We start from the raw sequence: 24,516 nt of genomic DNA on the forward strand, positions 1-24,516 counted from the left end.
GATGATATCTAATACATTGAGGATATATCCGAACAGCCTTGTATTCCCAAAGAGCGTATCGATGAGTTGGACAGTCTCTGTCATCCGTTATCATTTCAACGAAGATGCAAGGGAAACAATGCAGGAGAAGATTAACCGGACGCTGGTTACAGAAGCAAACCGAATGGCAGTTTATTAAAATTATGTAGATGTAATTGAAGAAAAAACATGATATTATGTGAGTAACTAATCGGAATTTGTTAAAGGAGCGTGATTAAGTGAACATAATTGACAAACTCTTGGAAACCCCGTGCTATATAATGGATTTCCTCCCTAAACAAGTACCCATGAATTGTGGTGGACAGTTTTTTGAAGTAGAAACTTATCTACTCAACCACTATGATTACTGTGGGTTAAGAGATAGATTTGTTGGCGTTATTTTGAAAGCGATGTGTTATTATCCTGCATCTGTTCAATGGGGCAAATGGATTGAACAGCCAACCCCCGAACAAGTAACAAAAATCATTGATACTATGCTGGAAAGCCATTCTGGTGATGTAAATATATTATTTACAAGTAAAGATGTGCTTCTCCAGTTTGGATGGGATTGCTTAAATATAAACATTTATAATCCAGATGAAGAAATGTGTATGTTGTTCGAGAAAATTGCAGCTTCAGAAGGATTGTTCTGGCGGAAATCAGAGTAACAACTTCCCGTTTATTGGGAAGTCGCAGAGAACGAAAAATCGGAATTTGAGGAGGTATTCATATGAAGAGAGCATTGCTTTTTATTTTCATGACGGTTTGTGTATTAGGAATGTCCGCCTGTAGCAGCAAAGACGCCATGCCAGAAACATCAGATTCTGCCAGCAATCCGGTTCAGAATACAGATATCAGTAATCTGAATGGAGGAAAAATCTGGTCTGAACAAAATATTGTGTCTATGTTCTCTCTTGTGCAAGAAACAGATTGGGAATACATAGACTGTGTTTTAATTCCAGATCATGCCAGTGACCGTGTTGGTGCAGTACTCTTCCGGAACGATAAGGAGCAATCAAGCAATGTTGCGTTCTTTGATGCAGACGGATACTTTCAACAGTATGGCACATATGCAAGAATGTCTGACGAACCTGATTTTCAGTATCTCGGAGGTGGTGCGGTAACATTTAAGCTGGAAACAGAAGATGGTATAATCTATAACTACACGATCACGATCTCGATCGATGGCAGTAATGTGAATTTTAAAGCGGAAGATGATTTGCCAAAATAAATTCCAATTTGTTGAAGTCAAAAGAATTGAGCAGTGTATCGCGGAGGTGATGATATGAATAAACTCTACGATTTCTTAAAATGTATGATCTATGCGAGTTTTTATGTGATTGTGATTAAAACGAGTATGGATTTCTATGAGTACAAGCGCTTTCCGAAACTATACGAACAGAATTCTGCGCCTTGGTATACAGAAGCATTACTGTATAGCGCTGCCTCGCTTTTCGTGATTGTTGTATATGCTGTGCTCAGGGGAATCGTTAGACGCAAGATTAAGAAGGGGTGAGTGATATGTTTATGCTGTTTGAATATATGTTTCCAATTATCTTCGTGATCGTTTTCGGTATGATCATCTTTCAGTTTGTGACCGGAATCAGAACATGGCACAAAAACAATCAGTCACCGCGTCTGTCGGTGAGTGCAACCATCGTCGCAAAGCGTGAAAATATCACACATCATAGCCATGCAAATGCGGGTGACCTGTCTGGAGCTCATGGCTTTCATTCGACTTCAAGTACCAGCTACTATGTCACGTTTCAGGTAGAGAGCGGTGACCGGATGGAACTACAGGTTTCAGGAAGAGAATATGGAATGCTGGCGGAAGGAAATATCGGAAAACTCACTTTTCAAAGGACGAGATATCTGTCATTTGAGCGCGTGTGATTCAGGAGGTGATAACATGAAAAAACGATTTATAATGCTCGGGATTGTCTGCTTGTTTATGACCGGCTGCCAGACTGCTCAGAAGACGATACCGGAAATAACTACGATTGCCCCTGCAGATTCTGCACATGAAGAAACAGAGACAAATAAAGAAGAACGTGCAGAAGATGCATCGGTAGCAGTAAAGTCGCTGAAAATTGGAAGTTCAAAAGGAAATCCGGATGATCTATCATCCTCGTATCAAACCATACAGATTCACTCCGATCATAACAACTGCAATTCCAACAAACACCGAATAAACCACCTTGCTCCCCCTGGATTCCGTATTTCTAATGCAAAACACAAGATAACAGATCCAGACAATATAAGCGACAAACAGCAGGACGCTCCTATAAAAAAGCATCGCCGAAAAGAACAAGGTGTTAACTGCTTTCATACCATTCTCAGAAAATATAAGCTCCTTTATTTTCCTCATAGCCGTCACCTCCATGAATTTCGCCGATGCATTCACTCTTTTCCAATGTTTCATTCAACAATAGCTAAAACTGATCCAGTTCAAGATTCATCCCTGACATATCTGCGCTTGTTCACTAATATGCCAACTACTGTAAAAATAATAATAGTTACAATCCAATACTCTACGCATGGATGATGGTAAAGTGAATATTTTTGTTCCAAGGACATTTCTGCTGTTATTTTTAATATGTTCTTATACTTAATGCAATCTCCAAAAAATTGACCAATTAATATTCCAAACAAATTTCCAAATGTTATTGAAAATGAAACTATATATTTCTTACAATAAAGCAGTACAGTGGAGAAAATCCAAACATATAAATAATGGTGTGTTGCTGTCCATTGAAACAAATATAATTTGGAAAGAACAGTTTGGGACAAAAGGTAAGTAAACGCTCCATACCAAGTACCCTATAAGCTAAAAGCCGCTTCCGCGGCTCTGCTTCATTGCTTTTTCGGTTTTCTGACAACGTCCGGCAGCTTTTCCGACCATGGAAGCAGGTCGTCTAAGAATGACCGGTCACTGTCATCCATGTGCTTTGGGATCTCTGTCAGAAGGTGTTCAAAGTATTCGTATGGTTTTAGGTTATTCGCTTTTGCTGTCTCTGCGATGCTGTAAATAATCGCGGATGATTTCGCACCATTGATCGTATCGATCATCTGCCAGTTCTTCTTTCCAACACAGAATCCGCGGATCGCGCGCTCAGAGGCGTTATTATCCATAGGGACATCCCCATCTGTCAGGAAAACCCGGAGATATTTTTCCTGATTCAGAGCGTAACTGAAGGCATCCTTCAGCTTTTCTGTTCCGACCTCGCTTTCATGCTGCTTTAGGTACGCAAACAAGGCGTCTACCAGTGGCTTTATAGCCACCTGACGCCGGGAAAGCCGTTCTTCCGATGAGAGATCCTTTAGCTTTCCTTCTTTTCTGTAGATCGTCTGGATCTGCTTTAAAATCAGATAGGATGCGGATTCTTTTTGGCGTTCTTTCGGTACTACTGCAAGCGCTTCATCAAAGCGCCTGCGGGCATGGACCCAGCACCCGGCTATCGTCAGGTCCTCACGCTCTTTTTCCAGTGTATGGTAGACCTGATAGCCATCCGTCACGCAGATACCGGAATAATTCTTTAGGAATTCCCGGGGATGAGAGGCATTTCTTGTCCTCTGATACTCATAAAGGATGATCTGTTTTTCCGGATACATGTGACCGGAACGGTACACCCACATATAACTCTTGGAACCGGCACTGCGGCCATCCCGGTTTACCAATACCGGTGTCTCATCAGCCTGGATGACATGATAGCTGTAAAGCAGCGAATGAAGGTGATCATACAAAACGGCGAGATATTCTTCTCCCAGCCGGATCATCCAGTTCGCCATGTTCTGCCTGGTTATGGCAAGACCATATCGAAGGAATTCCTGTTCAAGGCGATAAAGAGGGACCGCGTTTACGTATTTTCCATTCATGACCGCAGCAGCGAGCGAAACGGATACGGGGCTTCCATGAAGCAGGCTTTTGGGATGCTTTGCTTTTATCATGTGCCCGTCTGTTTTGCTGGCATATACACCAACATGGTGCTCATCCACCTCGACTTTTGCCGGAATGAAACGATATCTGCGTGTAATAGCATCTGGAAGCTGTTTCCAGCCGTTTGCACCGAATTCTGCTGTTAATTCTTCTTCGGTCATGTAGTGGTCGATCCGATTTGTAGGAAGCCCGGACATATCCTGTGCTTTCTTACCAGTTGCTTTTTTTCTGCGTTCCGGTGCCGGCTCCAGAGTCTCTGGTTCCGGTGCCTCCAGATCACAGACAGCTTCGGCTTCATTAAAAAACACAATGGTTCCATCCACTGCTGCAAAACGGAGCTGCTGGGCATCCTCCATTTTTTCAGAGGAACGTCCAAACCGGTTCTTATTAGCCAGGATCAGCTGTTCCATCATTGCCTGCATCTTCGTATCCAGGGAATGCAGGTCGGCACTGACCTTTTCTAACTGTTCCTGTTGATTCAAAAATAACTGGATCAGCATAGATTTATCAAAGCTGTTTAACTGTTCTTCTGTGAACTTCATCGCCATGGCAGGAACTCCTTTCCTTAATGAGTCCATTGTACCAGATCTGTACGTTTTCTGCCACTTGGCGCCTGTTTTCCTTTCGGCATAATGACGGTGGATAACAGTACAGAGCACCTGGGATAGCTTTTCAGGATTCCAGATGTTCTGTACTGCTATCCACAGATTCAGAACGATTTTTCTGCCCGAAACCGTGTGGTTTGATTCCTGCGGACTGAATTCTGTGGATAAGCTTTATGAAACGGAAGAGATTCGCTTTTCTTTTGTGAAATATGGAAATTCTTTTCTCCATAATGCACAAATGTTACATCAATCTTTTAGGCGGATCATTTGGCCTGATCGGATGTTTGGGGAGAATTTCAAGCCCTTGCATCAGCATCGTATACTGTTCCCGGGATATTTCCAACGCCTCTTCTACGGAACGTGGCCAGTTGAAGGCACCGTTGCTCAGTCTCTTGTAAAGAAGCAGGAACCCATCCCCTTCCCATAAGAGTCCCTTGATCCGGTCCGTCTTCTTCCCGCAGAAAAGAAAGAGCGTATTTTTATCATACGGATCGAGCTGAAACCGGAACCGGATGATCGTTGCGAGACCATCCATTCCTCTCCGCAGATCGGTATAACCAGCTGCAAGATAGATCTTTTTCAGACCTGTGGCGTCATTCAGCATTAGACAGCACCTCCAGGATACACTGAAGCATATCTTTAGAGACAGGATTATAAATTTCAAGTGCCAATCCTCTGGAATTTCGCAGAATAGCTGTCGGTTTTAAGCTGCTGTCTTCCCGGGGCAGAGCTTTCTCTGTCGGCTGAGGAAGTTCCACAAACGCCGGTTCTGGATTGTAGACCTCCAAACATGCTTTGCGGACTCTTTTCAGACGATAATAATAATTCGCTTTTGTGATGCCATGCTCACTGCACCAGGTTTCTACTTTCATATCTGCAGGGCGGTTTTTACAATCCTGGATCTGTGCCGCCCATTGCTGCAACCGAACCTGTTCAGCAACTAAACTTGTTTGACTGCTCATAGCTAGGCCTCCATAGGCGGTCAAAAAAGTTGAGTACTTAACTTTTTTGACTCTGTATAGTGTGAGACTATTATGGCAGAAAAAGGAGTGGAGGAACAGGTACTTGCTATGGAGCGTTTACAAAGGTAAAGCGCAACATATATAATAATCGTAATAAAATATTTCTTTTGAGAGGACAACATTTTTCTCCTCCCCCTTCCCATTACCAAGCAGTTTCCAGACTTTCACCAGTTGAAAATATTCGATGACAGACACACAAACAATGTTCAAGGGTTTATCATTGACTTTTGATTATTAATTTAATGTTCCACTCCTATACTTAAAATTAGATGGGAAATAATATATCTCAGTCGTATTTTTTCCTCCTATTGAGTTCCATATATAAATTTTATATGTGAAACTGGAATAGACAATAGTCCCGCCATCCTCTAATACTTGTTTGCTCCACGGGAAAAATAAAAACCAGGAAACAATAAGAGTTATTACTACAGTCCATAGTATACAATGTTTTTTCATTTTGTCCCCTCCATTTCCCTTTGATTTTGTGAACCAGTGTACAAGTTCTCCATTCATATCACGATCAAACAGCTTTTATGGTGATGCGTTTTTTCTTCTTTGCTCATCTATCAACCATACTATTTATGTATTGAATAATTACCGCGTCATCTCCTATTTCAGACCGAATGTTGAAATGGAAATTCATTATTCAAAATAATAATTAAACCTGAACTTTTTACAGTATAACGAACACTTCGCTTGCCAGAATAGTCAATATTATAACTTTGTTCTCCTGAACGTGATTGCGGAGTTATGTATATTTTCTTTGGGGTTATATCCTTTATTAATTGAGTAAGTCCGCTTCTTTCTTCTTCTGTCAAAGTCTGGTTGTGATAGATTCCTTTATAATCATACCATTCAATGGAAACGGTATCAGAATCATCCGGCCAATTTCCTTTTAAACTCATGTTATTCCAAAGCAAATAAACTATCAGTAGGCACAGAATAGATATTAATGCAATTATGCGTATCTTTTTAATCAGGATCATCTCCATTCTTTAAATGGTGAGTATCACGTTTTCAAGACTAGAAGTAACGACATAATGATTAGGATACTGCGAAAATGGTTCATCACCAGGCAGAAATATAATCTGCATAAACTAGCTCCTTGTAATATTACAAAAAGTAATTACTTTCTTTATTACTGTAATGTGATATGCCCTAACACCCATTCAATGTATTGATCATATTCTTTTTCTATATTAACCACGAGTAATTTATGATCTACTACCATTGCATAACAGTCCGACCAGTCATATTTTGATCCCGGGCAATAATATGTGGAATTTCCTCCAATATCTTTTTTCGTGAATATGTCCGGATTGCTTTTTATTACAGCGTTCAGTTGTTCTTCGCCATTGTCCGAATCATATGTTGCCAACTTTACCTGAAATCTATCGCTATCTATCTCACATTCATATGTTACTGCCGTATAGCTCTTTGCCACAGAAACAGTTTTATCTACTGCGCTGAACGATCCATTATCTAAATTGCTTTCCTTGTTAAAATTAAGCACAAAAATATCCATGCTGTTGTTTGCTGAAAAATCCTCTATAGAACCATACTCTGTGTTTACTATAGATTCTGTGATATTCTCATCTTCATCTCTTTGAAATATTTCAGATAACATCTGGGTATTGTGCGCTCCTACACCAGTTAATGTTAATCCCACTGCTAGAATGAAAATAAGAATAGATTCTGCTATGCACCATTTATCTTTCGATAAGACTGTTTTAAGTTCAGGATATGTTCGCTTTAAATGGTATAGGCGAAAAATACCGGCTATGAACCAGATCACCGCAACCCCAACAATACTATTGGATAAAAAATCACCTTTTATTATTTCTAATGAGAGTAAAATTTTTTTTATATACAGGCTCACCAAGATACAGCACATCCCAAAAAGAAAAACTCTCCATGTTTTTATTGATTTATCCATAATAGTGACCTCCTTATCCGGGGGCATTCATCTTAACGGGGCTTTGTTAATTATATTTTTCCTCTGTCTCATTCAGGGACTGATAAAACTGTTCCAGTTCAGAATCAATCGATTCATCCATGACATATTTCTGCCTGTTCACTGTGATGTTTTCCCCGCAAAAAATAATATCCTATTGATATGTTTCCGTTGTTATAATGGCTCTTTTGCTCCAGCCAGATGAGTTGATGATTGAAAATACAGGTTTCTTTTTTCTTTCATTAAACAGACTCGTAAATTCTTCGATCTCCTGCCGGTCTGTTATTCTCTTTTTATAAGGTGGGGATACGAGTATGATCTCGGTGACTTTTTCTGCGTTTAAATCATCAAGCTTAGTTATTTTTCCAACAAAAACTACTATGCCTATGATGATCAGAACAAAAATGATATATCTTATTTTAATTTTCTTCTTGCTCATACTGCCTCCTCTCCGGGGGGCAGTCCACTTTGCGCTTTTCTCTTATTTAAATTATATTTCAATTGCTGTTTTTTTCAATATACTTCCGTATATCTTCATAATTTGTAATATATTATTTATATTTTAGTTAATTATCTGTAATTTTATGTTCTATATGCAACATCACTGCCCATTTTCCGATTCACCGATACCTTTCCTTTCAATCTCTTCAAGCACCCACTCCGCCATATCACGAACCTCACAATATTCATCCTGACATACTTTTTTAATAACCGGAAGGTATTTCGGATCATAGTTATTTAACATCGCGTTCAGCGCATTCGTTTTATACCGCCACTCTTTCCCCTGCGGAATATACCAGAGTTTGGGCTGCACGACGGATCGCAGCCAGCTGTATTCCGCCAGAACGATCTCTGTATCCGTAAAATGGCTGCTCCACGCTTCGAGTTCTGGGAATTCTTCTGTATCTTTCCATGCTTTTCTATTATGGGGCCATGCATCCTGGCAGGCATCGCAGCCGTAGATCCATTTTTCGAATTTGTTCTGCAGCGGTTCCGTCCTTAGATCCCAGCCATCCCATGTTGTCAGGCAGGAAACGCAGGTGTTTCTGCACATCATGTACGGCGCTTCCAATGATTCTGTCGGACAGGATCGCATGCACAGGTTACATTTCTCAGCGCATGGTCTGATCTGATTCTCCACAATGTACTGAAGCGGCTCATCAATTAAAAAAGCCTCCAGATACTGATAAGACCCTTTCTCGGTATAAAAGAAATTGTTTTTTCGTATGATTCCAATTCCCGCCTTCATTCCTGCCCACCGCAGAGCTGTAATTCCAAAGTCTCTGTCAGTCGCCACCTGAAGACCGCAGTCTGCAAGGTATTTTTCAAATGCCACGCTTGTCTTATAACCTTCTGAATCTGTATGTCTTCTTCCGTCTGTCAGATAATATTTTGCAACACGGCCTTTCATTCTTTGTCCCCACCTAATTTCTTTTTCTTCCAACTGAGTTTGCCACCGGCAGCTTCCGGTGACAATAGCAGTAAAAAAGTGCGTACTCACCTCATAAGCAGCTTTACCAGTTCTTTTTTTCTTTGCTGCTGTCATGCTGCGATTTGCGCTCCTCAACCATTTTTACAAACCACTCCACCATTGCTGGATCCTGATGTGAGAAAAAAGCACTTGTGGCAGTATCCATCTGTGAAATCTGGTTCATATCATTCTCATCAAGCGCAAAGTCAAATACATTAAAGTTTTCAATCATACGTTCTTTATGTACAGACTTCGGAATTACGATCACACCTCTTTGGATATGCCAGCGGAGCATTACCTGGGCTGTTGTTTTTCCATATTTCTGTCCAATCGTTTTCAGGACTTCATTCTCAAAAAGACCGTTTCTTCCTTCGCCAAATGGTGCCCACGCTTCCAGCCGGATATCATATTTGTCTGCCCATTCTTTTAATGTTTTCTGCTGGTTAAGGGGATGCGTTTCCATCTGATTTACCATTGGCTTAATATTTGTGAAGTTTGCAAATTCTACCATGCGGTCTGTATAATGATTGGAGATACCGATTGCATGGAGTTTTCCTTCTTTGTACAGTTCTTCCAAAGCACGCCATGCGCCGTAAGTATCACCAAACGGCTGATGCAGCAGCATCAGATCCAGATAATCTGTACGCAGTTTTTCCACAGATTCCAGCACAGATTTTTTACACTCTTCATATCCGAAATGTTCGATCCATACCTTGGAGGTTAAAAATATTTCTTTTCTGTCAATTCCTGACTTTTCAATAGCCTTTCCAACCTCCTCTTCATTAAAATAACTCTGGGCAGTATCAATGCTGCGATATCCCACTTCCAATGCATCCCGCACGCATCGTTCACACTCATCTTTCGTAACCTGATATATTCCATTTATTCTCCCCCTGCCTGTTGATTCATTTTTTTCATCATGCTATAATCCTACCAGCCGGTAGCTGCTACCGGTCAAGGACTTTTTGAGATCCAAGCTGTTAAATTCAGCATTTTGAATTTAATTTTATGTTTTTAGGAGAATGTTATGTATTCCATGAAAGAGGCCTGCAAATTAACCGATATGACCTACGAAAATTTGAAATTTTATTGCAACGAAGGACTTGTTTCCAATGTAAAAAGGGATAAAAGAAATTATCGGGTGTTTGATGATCACGATATTAAATGGATCCAGAGTTTAAACTGCCTGAAAAATTGCGGTATAAGCATTGCTGAAATGAAAGAGTATCTCGCACTTTGCCTTGAAGGAGAAAAATCTATTCCAACGCGAAAAATTATTCTGCAAAATAAAAGAGAAGCTCTGCTTCAGTCTATCGAAAAATTGCAGCAGGCTGTCGCATTTATTGACTGGAAGCAGAGCTTCTATGATAAAGTCTTGTCTGGGGAAATGATGTATTATAGTAATTTACTGCCTGAATTAAGAGAATAACCCCTCGCTTTCAGCTCAGTCAATTCCCAGCGCCGATGAGTCTCCGGGCACAGGCGCGCCTGGATCCCGGGAGCTGGCTTCCTCTTGGCTCGCAGGAAAATGCGTTGGAAGACAGGGAACACTTGTCTGAGCGTCAGCGAGTTGTGTTCCCTGTTCTCCGTCCTTAGCATTTTTCTGCAAGCTTAGAGGAACCCTTCCGGAATCCCACTAAGCGTCTGCGCCCGGAGACTCATTGGCGCGTACCTCTTGCAAAAAATGTATAAAGAAAGCAAACTCGTTTCCTTAATATTGAAATCCCCCAAAAACAAAATCATTCAGAACCAGATCAAAATGCAGCGATATGTCCGGCTCCGATCACACGAAAAGACCGGATGAAATCATCTCTATTCATCCTCCAACATACATCCTTCCGGCGCATACATCCCAAACAGCCAGTCCTCCAGCGCATTCAGGTTATCATCGGAGTGCTCGATCTCCCTCGCGTACCGCCAGGAGAGTTCCTCCACATCCTGCATGGACAGCTTCTTCCCGTTTTCCAGCCACCGGACGATCAGAAATTCCTGAATCCACCGGACAGAGAACAGCGCCAGCTCCAGTTTGGAACAGACCATATCGTCATAGACGGCTCCGCAGAAATATGTATACACAAAGAACATCAAAAGCTGCTCGCCCAGATTTTCCCACTCTTCCTTATGGCTGCTCAGCGCCCCATACATCCGGTGAAATTCCTCACAGATCTTAAAATATTCCTCTTTGCTTCCCTGATACAGCCACTTTTCCGCCCCGTCAAGCACCTGATCCCACTCCGGGCGCAGACGTTCCAGGCCATAAAGCACCTGAAGTTCTTCCTTCTGCCACTCCCACTGATGAAAAGATGCCGCATCCACGCCCTTTTCTGAGAGACTTTCCGATATAAACTCCCGCAAGGTTCCCTCCCTGTGATGGCGTTCGCATTCCTGAAGCAGATCATCGATCTCAAACTCTCTTCCTTCCTCCATACAGATCTGGTATCTCTCCGCCAGCTGCTCGCACACTGCCATGCGCAGTGTCAGCGGCAGATTTCGATCCTGTAAAACAGAGAAAAGAACATCTCTGGTGTCTTCCAGCCTCGAAAACATCATAAAATCAAACTCGTCAAAATCATCCTCCTCGTCCGTCTCCTCCTCAAGAAACCGGACCGGCTCCTTGCAGGAAAGGATGATTTTCGCCGCCTCCGGGCAGGAAAGGGATAAGGATAATTCCCTGAGTCCCTCAAATTCCTCCGTGTGTCTCGGATAAAGGCGGCAGGTATCGCACAGCGCGTCCGGTCCCAGTGCCTTATAGAGATCACACAGATTCTCATCATTCAAAAATGCGCACCGCCGTTCATTCTGACAGAAGCACTCCTCTTCCCAGTTGACCGACCCATGCAGGCGTTTTCCAAACTCCCCCTGCACGTTTTTATACTTCTCCAGAGAAGCATCATCGATCATGATCTGCCATCCCGCACAGCAGGTATCCGGGCAGTCTCCGGCCGTACAGACAAATTTATCGTAAAAGTGTGGTTTTAAATATCGCATCGTTTATTTTCCTTTCTGAATCACATAACTCTCCAACTGCAGCTTTTCTTCCGGCGCATATCTGCATCTGCCGTTAATGATATTCCCTGTAATAATCATCCGGATCTCCGTATTTTAAAACAGCTTCCTGCTGTTCTTCATCACTCAGACTCCTCATAAACAGCCAGTTTTCCTCATACATATAATGCGGATACCGAAATCTCGTTCTCACAAATGTATTCGTTACATACAGGGCAATGTGTTCATCATACTGTTCCACTTTCTGCTCAAATCCAAGACTGTAAAGAAACCAGTTCCATGCAAAAAACAGGAACAGAAAAACCGCCGCCACGATCACCGATATCCTGATAATCCTTCTCATCCAGCCGTCGAATTTCTTTCTGTTCCACGCCAGCAAAAAACATGTCCCCGCTGTCAGCACGATCTGCCAGAACACGCAGAGCCCAAGTGCAATGGCGATCGCCCTGTCAGGGATATAATACCAGCCATCACGCAGCCATTTTTCGCCTGAAAAAAAGAGAATTGTGACCACACCGAACACACCTGCTGCAGTTAGCAGTATATAGAGCCATTTTTTCTGTATCTTCATGCAGCACCTCAACGAAATCTAAATTCTTCCGCTACCATAATATCATAAAAAACAGGTGTAATGCAAAATTTTCACATTTCTACACTACACCCATCCATCATTAACACCAATCAATTATAAAAAAGAATATACTTTGACACATTCGGACGTCTTACACGGTTGTTTGTAACCCCCTGCATCTTCACCGAGAACAGTTTCCGGAAACCATCGCTTTACAACGTTTCTTACAGAAGGCAATTCCGTAAAGAGTGATATCTTTTCGACCATCATTTAAAAGATATTCCTGATAACGCCGGTCATTGATCTGATCCAGCGCCGCCCTGCAGGCCTGTTCCATATTATTGTAATCCTTCGCATATTTCAGTTCCACAACAATACCTGCATTCGGATCCTCCGTTTCCACGATAATATCCGCAAATCCCTCTCCCGCCTCAACATTAGATTTCACAAGCCAGTCTGCGTTCCCCGTTAAAATACCCACGAGAAGATTATGGTATGAGATTTCTTTTTTTTCTTCTCCAGTTTTTATGTCAAAAACACTGATGGAATTGCTCATGATCCGATTAAGATACATCTCAACTCCATCCATATTTCCCTCTTCAAAAGCTTTCCAGAAAGCAGTTAGCTGCTCCGTATTGCTGAAAATTGATTTTTTAAACCACTCCTGGATCTGCAATTTAAACACTTCACGGATCTCCCGGTTTGGAATCACGAGCCTGTACGCGCCATCCTCTGTCATCCCTGCCTGCGTGAGATATCCAGTGGTAAATAGAACACTCCAGAGATTTTCGATGCTGTTATCGATCTCATCATATGTGAGATCAAGACGGAGCATTTTTTCAATTGCATTCCCGGCAATCAACTGTTCGATCTCATTCCGGGTTGTTCTGTTTGCCTTGTCTACAAAGCGCTTTACAAGGTCATTTCCGCTGGTATCGATCCAGTATGCTTCCGGTCTTGCATTCGGATCGTCCTTGATTCGGTCGATATGATTAGTGACATTCCACGGACAGTACACGTCAACATTGCCGAAACGATAACCGTCGTACCATTCCTTCGTTTCCGAAAATCTCGCTTCCAAGTGATAATCTGCGAGAAGTTTCTGTACTTCTTTATCTGTAAAACCAAACTGTTCATCAAACCGCGAATCCGTAATCGACAGGATCTTAAAATTATTTAATCCCGTAAAAATACTCTCTTTAGAAACCCTGGGACATCCAGTCAATACTGCAAAGGCTAAAGCCTCATTTGTTTTCAGTGCCCTTCCGAACAGCGCCCGGATCAAAGCGACCATCTCCCGATAATAACCATGCTGAAATGCCTTATCAAGCGGTACATCATATTCATCGATCAGAATAACCGTCTTCTGATTAAAATGCTTATACAGAAGTTCGGAAAGCGTCTGCAGAGAACCGTACAGTACATCATCACTCATCTGATAATGTCCATCTGCAAATGCAGTCAACACTCTATACTTTTCCCTGTCACGATCCGATAAATTTGTGTCCTTTGCCAAAAAAGGAAACCGCTCTGCCTCCCTCGCAATGAGTTCGACCATCTGATATTTCGCTGTATCAAAATTCAATCCCTCTGCATTTTTTAATGAAAGAAAGATCACCGGGTACTTTCCCATATGTTCAGAACAGATCTTTTCATTGGCACAAATATGGAGTCCGTCAAAAAGCGACCGGTCCGTCCCGATTTCAAAGAAATATTTCAGCATGCTCATATTGAGTGTTTTTCCAAAACGGCGCGGACGGGTAAATAAATTAACTTCCCCCCAATTCGAAAAGAGCTGCTCGATCAAGCTCGTCTTATCGACATAGTAGAATCCATTTCGACGGATCTTTTCAAAATTATCGATGCCAACCGGCAGTTTTAAAAATTCATCCATGATATCAGCTCCTTCCGTTACTTTGCAGCTAATTACACTTTATCAGAAATTTATTATGAAAGCAATCGCTATCCATCTTTACAATAGATAAAGCTGTCGTTCCGCAAAAAATTGCCGCAACGACAGCCCTGCTGTTTATTCATATTTTCCCGCTACAGCGCCGTCCCTTTCTTCGGCACAAACATCTCAGACATATCCGTCCGTTCCAGTTTCAGCAGCCCGATCTTCTTCTCGATTCCGCCCGCATACCCAGTAAGGCTGCCGTTCGTTCCGACCACCCGATGGCACGGAATCAGGATCGAGATTGGATTATGACCGACCGCGCCCCCAACAGCCTGGGCAGACATGGTCTTTTTCCCGGACATCTCAGCGACTTTCCTGCCGATCTCCCCGTATGTCATGGTCTTTCCATACGGGATCATAAGCAGGATCTTCCATACCTTTTTCTGGAACTCTGAGCCCTCCGGCGCCAGCGGCGGAAGAAACTCCGGTTCTTTCCCGGCAAAATAAAGATCCAGCCACTCTTTCGTCTGCTTCAAAACAGGCGTCTCCTTATCTTCCGTCTCTTTCTTATCCAATCCAGAAGCAAAGTACTTCTGCCCCTCAAACCAGACTCCTTTTAATACGTCATCATCCGCCGCCATATAGATCATTCCAAGCGGTGAATCATAGTGTGATACAAAGATCATATCCTCGTTCCTCCCAAATATATCCTCTGAAGCAGTCATTCCGCAGTTTCTTTACCTGTCACATGATTTCCAAGTTTCTGAATCTATCATACCACGTTCCCCCAAAACTTCTTTGCAAAAATGGAAATCTAATTTGCTCTCTTTCCAAGCCATACAGCCACCCCGAAATGCACCAGACAGACCGCAGCTCCCAATACAAACACCCACTCCGGACCGACAAACTTCCAGACAGCGCCTAAAAGCCCGGAGACCGTCACTGCCAGCACATGATCCACACTGAGCCCAAACGACAGGTTCTCCATCACGTCCGCCGGAGAGTCGCTGAGTTTTTTCATTAACATCACATGGACCGCGTTAAAATGATCTGCGATCATAATAAAAATATATGCCGTGAACGCAAAGATCTGCTCCACTCTCCCCGTAAACACACCTGACGTGATCCCATGGACCGCCCAGGCTGCATACAGAAAGATCGCCCCGATCGTCACACTCTCCAGAACAAGTCCCTTTTTCACACCATACCGGTCGAGAAATTTTCCGATCTGCGGAGCAAACATACTGCTGCCAAAATGCGCCACGATTCCAAGAAGCGCCACCGTATCTGCCCCCATCGCAAGGAGCTCGATAATGATCCACGGTGCAAACACCAGACGCATCCGTTTCTGGAAACCATAAACCCCCGTAACGATATAATAAGGAATGTATTTCTTCTTAAGCGGCAGTCCTTTTTTCTTCTCATCATGCTTCCGCACATCAAGGGCCGGAACCTCTCTTCTCAGTCTCCACAGGAAGAATAACGCCGCCGCAACGACTACAAGTGACACGCAGAACGACGGAACGACTGATCTGTCCGCCCGGAACCAGAACGCCCCGTACCGGAATCCGATAAATACAAGCAGCGATGCCGCCATAGATCCCATCGTCGCATATCCCCGATATTTTCCGAGAAACGTTCCCGTCTTCCCCTCATCCGCGAGATCCATCGCGATCGCATCCCGGACCGGCATGACAATATGATCCCCGAGAGAATAGGTAAACACAAACAGCTGCATTAAGAGATATCCCGGAGATAAAAGTCCAAGGACAAACATTCCCACCGCGTACAGGCAGAAGCTGATCATCGCCAACGTCAGATTCCCACATCCCGACAGTGCCGCGATCACAAACACTCCCACAACTCCCGGCAGCTCCCTCGGGATCTCCAAAAGCCCCCTCTGCACCGAGTCCACCTGATACACGCCCTTAAAATAGTTCGAGATAATACTGCCGCCAAATCCGTTCGCAAACGTAAACAGGACGAAAGCGATCAAAAACAGCCGCCTTGCCCTCTCCTTCTTCATCTGTTCCGCCATAACCTTCCTCCCATTTAATCTCGTCAATATCCAGCACAGGACTGCCTCTGGACGCGATGACTGATTTTCAAAAACCGAAACAGTACAGTTTTCCTCCATCCAGACATCTCTTTTTTCTTCGAAAAAACGTTATCTAACCTCAATTATAATACATATCGTTCATATGAACAAGCGTTCTTTTCCACAGTAACAACTATATACATCATCCAGATCTATACTTAAATCTTCAATCCCCAGCGCAGGTCAGCCTCCGGAACCGGGTGCCTGATTTACAGGCCTGGCTTCCTCTTGGCTCGCAGGAAAATACGTTGGAGGAAATGGGGCGCTTGTCTGAGCGAAGCGAGTTGCGTCCCATTTTCTCCGCCCTTAGCATTTTTCTGCAAGCATAGAGGAACCGCCTGGAAATCGACAGCACCAGGAGCCGGAAGCTGACCTGCGCGTACTTCCGCCAGGTTGCCCCAACCTCTCTTTTCCTGACTCAGACCATAAAAATACCGGAACAGCAGTCTCCCCGCCATCCCGGTATTTCTCAATTCCTATAAGATTTCCCCAAGGAACCTACTCCCCGAGGTCCACCATCACATCAGAAACCTCAACCTTCTGATCGATCAATCCACTCTCAAGCATCCAGTCGATGTTCTCCTGCCAGCACTCCTCCGTCTGTGTCAGGAACGGAGCATCCTCCGTCTCCATAAGCGGCAGCAGAGTCTCACAGGATTTCTCCTCAACGCTCTGTGTCAGCGGGAAATTCTCCTCATTCTGGTTGTTCATGAGGATCGCGAGGCAGCCGTCCGGATCCTTCTTAAAGTCCTCAAAGCCCTTTGCAGATGCACGTAAAAAGCCCTTTAAGACCTCCGGCTCACTCTCGATCATCTCATTATTTGCGAGGAACACTTCCTCATAATAATTCGGAATGCCATATCCATTTGCCATGAAATAATTGACGTCAAAGCCCTCTTCCTCCAGCTGCGGAACCTCATGGTTCACAAGACAGCCGATGGTGGCATCCACGTTGCCGGTAGTCATGGAGCTCATCAGGTCAAATCCAACGTCGATCAGATTTACATCTGACGCGTCCGCGCCCACATACTCCATCATGGTCTTCACAATAGACTCACTGAGAGCTGTTCCGCCGTATCCAACTGTCTTTCCGACAAGATCGGACGGGCTTGTAATATTCTTATCCTTTAAAGAAAGTACAATGCTCAACGGAGACTGCACGATCGCGCCGATGGACTTGATCTTCGTTCCCTGATTTGCAACCGCCTGGATCACATCCTGCTGATAATACATTCCGATCTCCGCCTTGCCGGCAGCGACAAGTGCCAGCGCGTCATTCGCGTTCGCAGGGAAGCGGACCTTCACATCAAGTCCCTCCTCCGCATAATATCCGCGCTCGATGGCGGTGTAAATAAAGGTGTGGATCGCGTTCGGATACCAGTCCAATACCACGTTGACCTCACGGAGATCCTTTTTTTCACCGGAAGCTGCTGTTGTTTCTGCCGCGCTGCTGTTGTCCGCTGAAGCCGCTGCCGTCGTCTCCGCTGTCTTTGTCTCACTCTTACCGCATCCTGCAAGTACTGTCATACTGAAAGCCGCAGCCATCGCCGCTGCAGCGATTCTCATTCCTTTTTTCATGTCATTTCCTTTCGTTATCAAAATAATTTGTCCTGCTCTTTCACTGGTCAGCCAGAATTTCATGTTGTGTTTTCTACTCATTTCTCCAGTGAATGATCCGTTTTTCAAGCAGTGTGACCACCCAGACAGCCGCCATCGCCGCCACCGATAACAATAAGATCGGTGCGAACACTCCGGCTCCATCAAGCTGTGTCATCATCCTCCTGCTGAAGTATCCAAGTCCGCTCTGAGCTCCCAGCCATTCACCGATGGCCGCTCCGATGATCGATAACGGAACCGCCATCTTGATCGCTGAGAAAAAGCAGGGCAGGACAGCCGGAACCTTTAACTTCATAAAAATCTGGCGTTTATCCGCGCCAAAGGTGAACAAGAGCTCTTCCATCTCCGTCTTCACCGACTTAAATCCGTCGAATACCGTGATCGTGATCGGGAAAAATGTGATCAGCACCGTCACAAGCACCTTGCTCCAGATCGTATATCCGAACCAGAGTACAAAAAGCGGTGCCAGAGCTGTCGTCGGGATCGTCTGGGACGCGATGATAAGCGGATAAAGTGCCTTTTCCGCTGTCTCGCTGGCATCCATCAGAACGGCCAGACCAAGGCCAAGAATAATGGAGATCAGAAGTCCGATCCCCACCACCGACATCGTTGCCGGAAGGTGTGCCTTAAATAACGGACCTCTAAGCTCCCAGAGCCGTACCACCACCTGGGTCGGTGACGGCAGGATATACGCCGCGTCGATTCCCATAGCCGCCGCCTGCCAGAAGATCAGCAGAGCTGCCACCAGAATCGCCGCCGGAAGGTTTGTACTCAGAAAATTATGGGTCTGTCCGCGCGAAGCCCCGGAAGGAACCCGCGCATGATCCTTCTTCATCTTCTTACTCATGACGTCTCCTTCCTCAGCATACCGATCAGCTCCTCCTTCAGGGACAGTATCTCCGGTTTCCGAAGCTCGTCCCTGGATCTCGGATATTCTGCCGGAACATCAATGGACCGCAGATGGGTGATCGGTGATTCCTCTACAACCAGGATCCGGCTGGACAAAAAGACCGCTTCCTCCACATCGTGCGTGATAAAAAGGACTGTCTTTTTCTCCCTCTCCCACTGCTCTAAAAGCCATTCCCGCATGGAGATCCTCGTCAGGTAATCGAGGGCTGAAAATGGCTCATCGAGGAGCAGAAGTTCGGAACCTGTGAGCACCGTTCTCGCAAACGCCGCTCTCTGGCGCATGCCGCCGGAAAGCTCCTTCGGCTTCTTATCACCCCAGTCCTTAAGACCAACAGATTCCAGCGCCGCGTCCGCTTTCTCTCTCATCTCCGTTTTCGAATATCCGCCCCGGATCTCCATCGGCAGCAGGAGATTCTCCCTCACGGTCCGCCATGGAAATAAAAGATCCTGCTGCGGCATGTATCCACAGTAGTTTCTCTTCTTCTCAATGGACTCTCCGTCCACCAGGATCTCGCCGGAAGCCGGCAGAAGGAGCTTGTTCACAAGCCGGAAGATCGTACTCTTACCACAGCCGGAAGCGCCGATGACGGACACGAATTCCCCGTCCTGTACCTCGAAGGAAAGGTGGTCAATGATGGAGAAATCTTCCACATCATATTGAAAGCTTACATTGTCAAATTTCAGCATCCTACTGCCTCATTTCCCATGCCATATCCCAGAATGCCGCCTCGTAGCGGGAGCATGCTGTAAAGATGTCCACGAGATGCTGTTTCCGCTTCTCGGAATAGTCCTCCGTCAGGCGGTTCATCAGGTCTGCCAGCACCTCATTGTCCTCGTGGTAGGAATCGGACGCATATCCGCTGACCCATTCCCCATAGAACTCATGCTTATCTGCGGCCGGATACTCCGCAAGGATCTTCTTCGCGATAAACTCATAGCTCAACGCGCAGGAAAGGATCGCCGCCATGACCTCCGCCTCTCCTTCCTCGTAAGCGACACGAAGCATATAAGAGGTATAGGACAGATTATCAAGAGCGACCGGTGTCTGCTCCGCCTCCTCCTTCGCGATTCCGAGTCTCGTCATGTACGCGCGGTGGATATCCATCTCACCGTCCAGGATCGAATGGGTATAACCCGCGAACAGGCGCATAGCGTCGAGGTTTTTCGCCTTCGCCGTGCCGATGGAAAATACCTTTGTATAGTCAAGAAGATACAGATAATCCTGTATCATATAATATTTGAATTTTTCATGATCCAGACTGCCGTCCGCGATTCCCTTTACAAAAGGCGTCTCGTTATAGCCGTCCCAGATCTCCTTTGTTGCCTCTAAAAGGCGTTCTGTCATCGTCATGCCTGTTCCTCCGCAAATCCTTTTCCGCGAAAATCAAATCCGTGATCCATCGGTCCGGATCCATGTCCGAGATCCAGCATGGCTGCCAGCGCTCCGGAGATGTAAGCTTTCGCACGTTCCACTGCCGTATCGAGGTCATAACCCTTCGCCAGATTGGAAGCGATGGCACTCGATAAGGTGCAGCCGGTTCCGTGGGTGTTCGGGTTGTCGATACGCTTACCGTTGAACCAGCGGTAGCTGCCGTCGCGGTATAACAGGTCGTTGGCATCATTCAACTGATGACCGCCCTTACAGAGGACCGCGCAGTGATAGGTCTCACTGATCTGTTTTGCCGCCGCGATCATGTCCTCGGCGGACTTTACTTCCATCCCTGATAAAACCTCTGTCTCCGGGATATTCGGGGTCAGGACCGCCGCCATCGGAAACAGGTATTCCTTTAATGTGCCGATGGCATCGTCGCTGATCAGCTTTGATCCGCTTGTCGCCACCATGACCGGGTCCACAACGATATTTTCTGCTTTGTGTTCATGAAGCTTCTTTGCGATGGACTTGATCAGTCCCGCAGAAGAAACCATTCCGATCTTTACCGCGTCCGGACGGATGTCCGTAAATACGCTGTCGATCTCCTGTTCCAGGAATTCCGGTGTTACCTCGAAAATCCCCTGGACGCCGGTCGTATTCTGGGCCGTCAGTGCTGTGATCGCGCTCATTCCGTATACTCCGTTTGCGATCATCGTCTTTAAATCGGCCTGGATGCCGGCGCCTCCGCTGGAATCGCTTCCAGCGATCGTTAATGCTGTCTTCATCATAAAAACTCCTTTCAGGCATCAATAACTTTTTATTAGGCGACGCAAGGTGGTGCCCCCAATGTGCCGCCGCGGAAATGTTTTCCGCTTAATCTATTCCAAAACCCAGAGGGAAAATTGCTGCTCTGTGAATTTAGAATTCATATTTTCAGGCAGGTAGTATTTTTCTTCTGGCTTATTGGCGCGTTTGAATATAATGTTTAAAAAATTATGTTTTTTGAAATTATTGCAACTGTTCAGCAGGTCTGCGCACTTGCTGCGCTGACCGTAAGAAAACATAGGCTGGAAGGCAAAAATCCCATCAGCAAAGCTGATCTGGAATGGATTTTTGCACGTAACTATGAAGGTACTGAATAGTTACAACTCTTTTAAGTCTTATAAGATTTCTCTTACCGCCTCTTTCAGTTCTCGTGTCGCCTTCTCAATATCCTCTGCCGCAAAGATCGCGCTGACGACTGCGACGCCATCCACACCGGTTCCCTTAAGGGGCTCTATGCGGTCCTTATTGATCCCGCCGATGGCGACTACCGGGATATCCACCGCCTGACAGATCGCAGAAAGCGCCTCCGGTGTCACCGCTGTTGCGTCCTTTTTTGTTCCTGTCGGATACATCGCTCCGACGCCGAGGTAATCCGCCCCGTGCTTTTTCGCGAGAAGCGCCTGCTCCACATTCTTACAGGAAACACCGATGATCTTATCCGGTCCCAGCTTTTCTCTCACTTTTCCCGCTTCCATATCGCTCTGTCCCACATGAACGCCGTCCGCGTCCACCTTAAGGGCGATATCCACGTTGTCGTTGATCACAAAGGGAACATGATATTCGGCACAAAGCTTTTTGATCTTCTTCGCCTCTTCTAAAAACATCTCCTCATCCAGCTCTTTTTCCCTCAGCTGAACAAATGTTGCTCCGCCCTTTAAAGCCTTTTCCACCTGGCTCTCCAGAGTCTCACCATTTAACCACGCGCGGTCTGTCACCGCGTAGAGCAGCATATCTTCCGGTCTGCAGTTCATATCTTACCTCCTAAAAAATCGAAATACGCACCAGACATATTTTTCAAGCCATTCTGCCTTTCAATTTACCTGCCGACCTGTCATCAGCAGATTCTTTCGAATGCATATCATAAAAAGGATGCGCCCCGCGCGGTCACTTGCGACGATCTGCATCTTCGCACGAGTGCGCAGCATTGGCACGTTAGTGCCTTTTTTGTAACAGGGAATTCCCCGGAATTTCCTGTAATAACAAGTGAAAACACGCTTCGCGAGTTTCCCCTTGTTATCGCGACAGTCGCCAAGGTCTCGCGCAAGTGCGGACTTTGGCTCGTTGTTCGCGTAAAAAAAGGAGACACCCGCAGGTATCTCCACTTCTACTCTTTCTCTTCAGCAGCTTCCTACGTTGGCATGATCCAAATCAGGTATACGGGTCTTGGCGATGCAGCCAACTCTCAGCCTGATCTGTCAGGCTCCCCGGTCTGTTTATTTTCTTTTTTCTGACAAGACTTACTATATACTTTCCGCGCGGAAAAGTCAAGTTTGCACCCGGTTTCGTACATGCTTTCAAGGCTGCGAATTTCGCATGGATCCATCGATATTTTTCATGTGTCAGTGCAGCCTGCTTACAGCCTTGTGTTCCCCGTCTATCTTTTTTCCGGCGGACCTTCCAGGAATTTCCTCTCTTGCCTTTTTCCCTCTCCTGTGCTACAATCCATAACGGTTAACGGAATGCAGCATGAGGGGGAGCGCCCTGGTGCTGCGGTCAATTCAATTACTTGATGACGAAGACCAGATTGCGAGGGAGTCCGTGTTCCGGGCTGAGAGGATCCCAGAAAGGATCGACCGTCCCATGCCGCGGATCCATGTCCGCGGCTTGTCAGCATTCTGCCTGAAAGTCATTTTTACGGCATGCTGCAGAAGGCATGCCTTTTTCTTTATCCGCCTGTATCTTCAGGATCTATGGCAGCTGAACGCGTTCTATTTCATTTTATTCGGAACACTCACGCTCCCACAGCGTCCTGACCATTGGCGGATATTGAAACTATTTCACCGTATTTCCCGGTGTCCCATTCTTTCAGCAGAAAATATATTCTGCCCTGACGGGCTATGGAGGTATTATCATGAGAAAATTTGTTGTACCCGCTCTCTCCCTGGCGCTCTGCCTCGGACTCACTGCAGGATGTTCTTCCAAAACGGACGCACCGGCTGCTTCCACCGGGGAGACCACAGCTGCCGCTTCTGCGGAAAGCACTTCTGAAGCAGCCGCTTCCGCAGAGACAAAATCCATCGATTCCTTAAAGATCGCTTTCTCCCCGTACGCGGACGCAGATACGATCACGACAGCAACAGAGCCGTTAGAGAACCTTTTAAAAGAAACACTGCTTGAAAAAGGCTACGATGTCAAAGACATCGACATGACCGTCGGAACAAGCTACACTGCTGTCGGTGAGGCACTGAGCGCAGGAAGCGCTGATATCGGATTTATCTCCGGAGGAAACTATGTCCTGTTCTCCGATGACTGCGACGTTCTCCTCACGGCTCTCCGCTACGCCATCAACAAGGACTCCGAAGATCCGAAGGAATGGAACGACGGCACCATCGAGGAAAACACAGACAAAATGAGCACATATTACCGCTCCATCATTCTCGCAGGACCGAGTGAAAAAGGTCAGGAGCTCTTGGCAAAGGTCAACAACGGCGAGGAACTTACCTGGGATGACTTAAACAGCGCCACCTGGGCAGTCATGGGACCGACCTCCGCGTCCGGCTACATTTATCCGTCCTTATGGTTAAACGAGCGCTACGGAAAGACCATCGCTGACCTCGCAAATGCGGTCCAGTCTGATTCCTACACCACCTCCCTTGCCCGCCTCGCCTCCGGACAGGCAGACCTCATGGTCTCCTACGGCCATATCCGCACAAAATATGCGCCGGACTGGAAAGAGAAATTCGGCGGCACTGATGATATGGTAAAGCAGACAGGCATCATCGGCGTCACAGAGGGAATCTACAACGATATGATCGCATACAGCAAAACTTCCGACCTTATGCAGGACGCTGACTTCCGTCAGGCTCTCGGTGATTCCTTCATCGAGATCGCAGGAACTGATGAAGGCAAAGACATCATCAAAGTCTTCAGTCAGGTCGGCTACGAGTGGGGCGATGACGCGAACTATGACGGGGAACGCGCCGCACAGGAAATGTTAAAGTCTATGAACTAAACAGGTTCCAGTTTTTTACTGATTCATTATTTGTAAGGCAGG

The 24,516-nt window shown here is 45.6% G+C and carries 25 protein-coding genes and 1 riboswitch; of the genes, 6 read left to right on the top strand and 19 right to left on the bottom strand.

The window, feature by feature from the left end; translation table 11 throughout:
* Positions 1-257 precede the first annotated feature (257 nt).
* The 4 genes from ABCW45_RS07820 to ABCW45_RS07835 all read left to right on the top strand — a co-directional run bounded on the left by ABCW45_RS07820 (position 258) and on the right by ABCW45_RS07835 (position 2,563).
* Positions 258-686 (top strand): hypothetical protein, encoded by a 429-nt coding sequence (locus ABCW45_RS07820; protein WP_343220602.1) that lies wholly within the window; start codon positions 258-260, stop codon positions 684-686.
* A 62-nt stretch (positions 687-748) separates the two neighbouring features.
* Positions 749-1,249, top strand: coding sequence for a hypothetical protein (locus tag ABCW45_RS07825; protein WP_139009366.1), 501 nt, complete (start codon positions 749-751; stop codon positions 1,247-1,249).
* 290 nt (positions 1,250-1,539) lie between these two features.
* On the top strand, positions 1,540-1,911 hold the full coding sequence (locus ABCW45_RS07830; RefSeq protein ID WP_343220603.1) for a DUF2500 domain-containing protein: 372 nt from the start codon (positions 1,540-1,542) through the stop codon (positions 1,909-1,911).
* Between the two features lie 16 nt (positions 1,912-1,927).
* On the top strand, positions 1,928-2,563 hold the full coding sequence (locus tag ABCW45_RS07835; protein WP_343220604.1) for a hypothetical protein: 636 nt from the start codon (positions 1,928-1,930) through the stop codon (positions 2,561-2,563).
* A gap of 308 nt (positions 2,564-2,871) precedes the next feature.
* On the opposite strand, the gene tnpC is transcribed toward ABCW45_RS07835, so the two are convergent.
* The 8 genes from tnpC to ABCW45_RS07875 all read right to left on the bottom strand — a co-directional run bounded on the left by tnpC (position 2,872) and on the right by ABCW45_RS07875 (position 9,893).
* Positions 2,872-4,503: an IS66 family transposase gene (tnpC, locus tag ABCW45_RS07840; RefSeq protein WP_343220605.1), complete on the bottom strand. Its 1,632-nt coding sequence runs from the start codon at positions 4,501-4,503 to the stop codon at positions 2,872-2,874.
* A 298-nt stretch (positions 4,504-4,801) separates the two neighbouring features.
* A complete protein-coding gene (gene tnpB / locus ABCW45_RS07845; RefSeq protein WP_343220606.1) occupies positions 4,802-5,164 on the bottom strand; it encodes an IS66 family insertion sequence element accessory protein TnpB in 363 nt (120 codons plus the stop codon).
* The gene (tnpA, locus tag ABCW45_RS07850; RefSeq protein WP_118600186.1) at positions 5,154-5,522 is read right to left on the bottom strand and encodes an IS66 family insertion sequence element accessory protein TnpA; all 369 of its coding nucleotides are present in this window, start codon (positions 5,520-5,522) and stop codon (positions 5,154-5,156) included. The genes tnpB and tnpA overlap by 11 nt, the downstream gene beginning before the upstream one ends.
* 674 nt (positions 5,523-6,196) lie before the next feature.
* A complete protein-coding gene (locus ABCW45_RS07855) occupies positions 6,197-6,487 on the bottom strand; it encodes a hypothetical protein (protein WP_147324218.1) in 291 nt (96 codons plus the stop codon).
* 233 nt (positions 6,488-6,720) lie between these two features.
* Positions 6,721-7,518 (bottom strand): hypothetical protein, encoded by a 798-nt coding sequence (locus tag ABCW45_RS07860; RefSeq protein ID WP_117504723.1) that lies wholly within the window; start codon positions 7,516-7,518, stop codon positions 6,721-6,723.
* Positions 7,519-7,690: 172 nt separating this feature from the next.
* The gene (locus ABCW45_RS07865) at positions 7,691-7,975 is read right to left on the bottom strand and encodes a class I SAM-dependent methyltransferase (RefSeq protein WP_117471232.1); all 285 of its coding nucleotides are present in this window, start codon (positions 7,973-7,975) and stop codon (positions 7,691-7,693) included.
* A gap of 162 nt (positions 7,976-8,137) precedes the next feature.
* Positions 8,138-8,947, bottom strand: a complete 810-nt coding sequence (locus ABCW45_RS07870; protein ID WP_117471233.1) for an epoxyqueuosine reductase — start codon at positions 8,945-8,947, stop codon at positions 8,138-8,140.
* A 103-nt stretch (positions 8,948-9,050) separates the two neighbouring features.
* Entirely contained in the window at positions 9,051-9,893 is an 843-nt protein-coding gene (locus ABCW45_RS07875; protein WP_343220637.1) for an aldo/keto reductase, read from the bottom strand.
* 141 nt (positions 9,894-10,034) lie between these two features.
* On the opposite strand from ABCW45_RS07875, the gene ABCW45_RS07880 reads away from it, so the two are divergent.
* Positions 10,035-10,436: a MerR family transcriptional regulator gene (locus ABCW45_RS07880; RefSeq protein WP_343220607.1), complete on the top strand. Its 402-nt coding sequence runs from the start codon at positions 10,035-10,037 to the stop codon at positions 10,434-10,436.
* 383 nt (positions 10,437-10,819) lie between these two features.
* Here the strand turns inward: ABCW45_RS07880 and fliB are convergent, their stop codons facing one another.
* The 11 genes from fliB to thiE all read right to left on the bottom strand — a co-directional run bounded on the left by fliB (position 10,820) and on the right by thiE (position 22,273).
* Positions 10,820-11,995, bottom strand: coding sequence for a flagellin lysine-N-methylase (gene fliB, locus ABCW45_RS07885; RefSeq protein ID WP_343220608.1), 1,176 nt, complete (start codon positions 11,993-11,995; stop codon positions 10,820-10,822).
* A gap of 73 nt (positions 11,996-12,068) precedes the next feature.
* Positions 12,069-12,584 carry a hypothetical protein gene (locus ABCW45_RS07890; protein WP_343220609.1) on the bottom strand — a complete coding sequence of 172 codons (516 nt, stop codon included), beginning with the start codon at positions 12,582-12,584 and terminating at the stop codon, positions 12,069-12,071.
* A gap of 181 nt (positions 12,585-12,765) precedes the next feature.
* On the bottom strand, positions 12,766-14,478 hold the full coding sequence (locus ABCW45_RS07895) for an AAA family ATPase (RefSeq protein ID WP_343220610.1): 1,713 nt from the start codon (positions 14,476-14,478) through the stop codon (positions 12,766-12,768).
* Positions 14,479-14,630: 152 nt separating this feature from the next.
* A complete protein-coding gene (locus tag ABCW45_RS07900; protein ID WP_343220611.1) occupies positions 14,631-15,167 on the bottom strand; it encodes a methylated-DNA--[protein]-cysteine S-methyltransferase in 537 nt (178 codons plus the stop codon).
* A 128-nt stretch (positions 15,168-15,295) separates the two neighbouring features.
* Entirely contained in the window at positions 15,296-16,519 is a 1,224-nt protein-coding gene (locus tag ABCW45_RS07905) for a hypothetical protein (protein WP_343220612.1), read from the bottom strand.
* A 558-nt stretch (positions 16,520-17,077) separates the two neighbouring features.
* On the bottom strand, positions 17,078-18,157 hold the full coding sequence (locus tag ABCW45_RS07910; protein WP_343220613.1) for an ABC transporter substrate-binding protein: 1,080 nt from the start codon (positions 18,155-18,157) through the stop codon (positions 17,078-17,080).
* Positions 18,158-18,230: 73 nt separating this feature from the next.
* Positions 18,231-18,971 carry an ABC transporter permease gene (locus tag ABCW45_RS07915; RefSeq protein ID WP_117485407.1) on the bottom strand — a complete coding sequence of 247 codons (741 nt, stop codon included), beginning with the start codon at positions 18,969-18,971 and terminating at the stop codon, positions 18,231-18,233.
* Positions 18,972-19,039: 68 nt separating this feature from the next.
* Positions 19,040-19,792: an ABC transporter ATP-binding protein gene (locus ABCW45_RS07920; protein WP_343220614.1), complete on the bottom strand. Its 753-nt coding sequence runs from the start codon at positions 19,790-19,792 to the stop codon at positions 19,040-19,042.
* A gap of 1 nt (position 19,793) precedes the next feature.
* A complete protein-coding gene (gene tenA / locus ABCW45_RS07925) occupies positions 19,794-20,456 on the bottom strand; it encodes a thiaminase II (protein WP_117485368.1) in 663 nt (220 codons plus the stop codon).
* Entirely contained in the window at positions 20,453-21,262 is an 810-nt protein-coding gene (gene thiD / locus ABCW45_RS07930; RefSeq protein ID WP_015554066.1) for a bifunctional hydroxymethylpyrimidine kinase/phosphomethylpyrimidine kinase, read from the bottom strand. Before thiD ends, tenA begins: the two co-directional genes overlap by 4 nt.
* A 375-nt stretch (positions 21,263-21,637) precedes the next feature.
* Complete coding sequence (gene thiE, locus ABCW45_RS07935) at positions 21,638-22,273, bottom strand: thiamine phosphate synthase (RefSeq protein WP_343220615.1); 636 nt, start codon at positions 22,271-22,273, stop codon at positions 21,638-21,640.
* Positions 22,274-22,631: 358 nt separating this feature from the next.
* Positions 22,632-22,739: riboswitch (TPP riboswitch) on the bottom strand.
* A 634-nt stretch (positions 22,740-23,373) separates the two neighbouring features.
* On the opposite strand from thiE, the gene ABCW45_RS07940 reads away from it, so the two are divergent.
* Positions 23,374-24,474 carry a phosphate/phosphite/phosphonate ABC transporter substrate-binding protein gene (locus tag ABCW45_RS07940; protein WP_118607036.1) on the top strand — a complete coding sequence of 367 codons (1,101 nt, stop codon included), beginning with the start codon at positions 23,374-23,376 and terminating at the stop codon, positions 24,472-24,474.
* Positions 24,475-24,516: the final 42 nt, after the last annotated feature.

The organism is Pilosibacter fragilis, from assembly GCF_032490495.1.
GTDB classification, from domain to species: domain Bacteria; phylum Bacillota; class Clostridia; order Lachnospirales; family Lachnospiraceae; genus Pilosibacter; species Pilosibacter fragilis.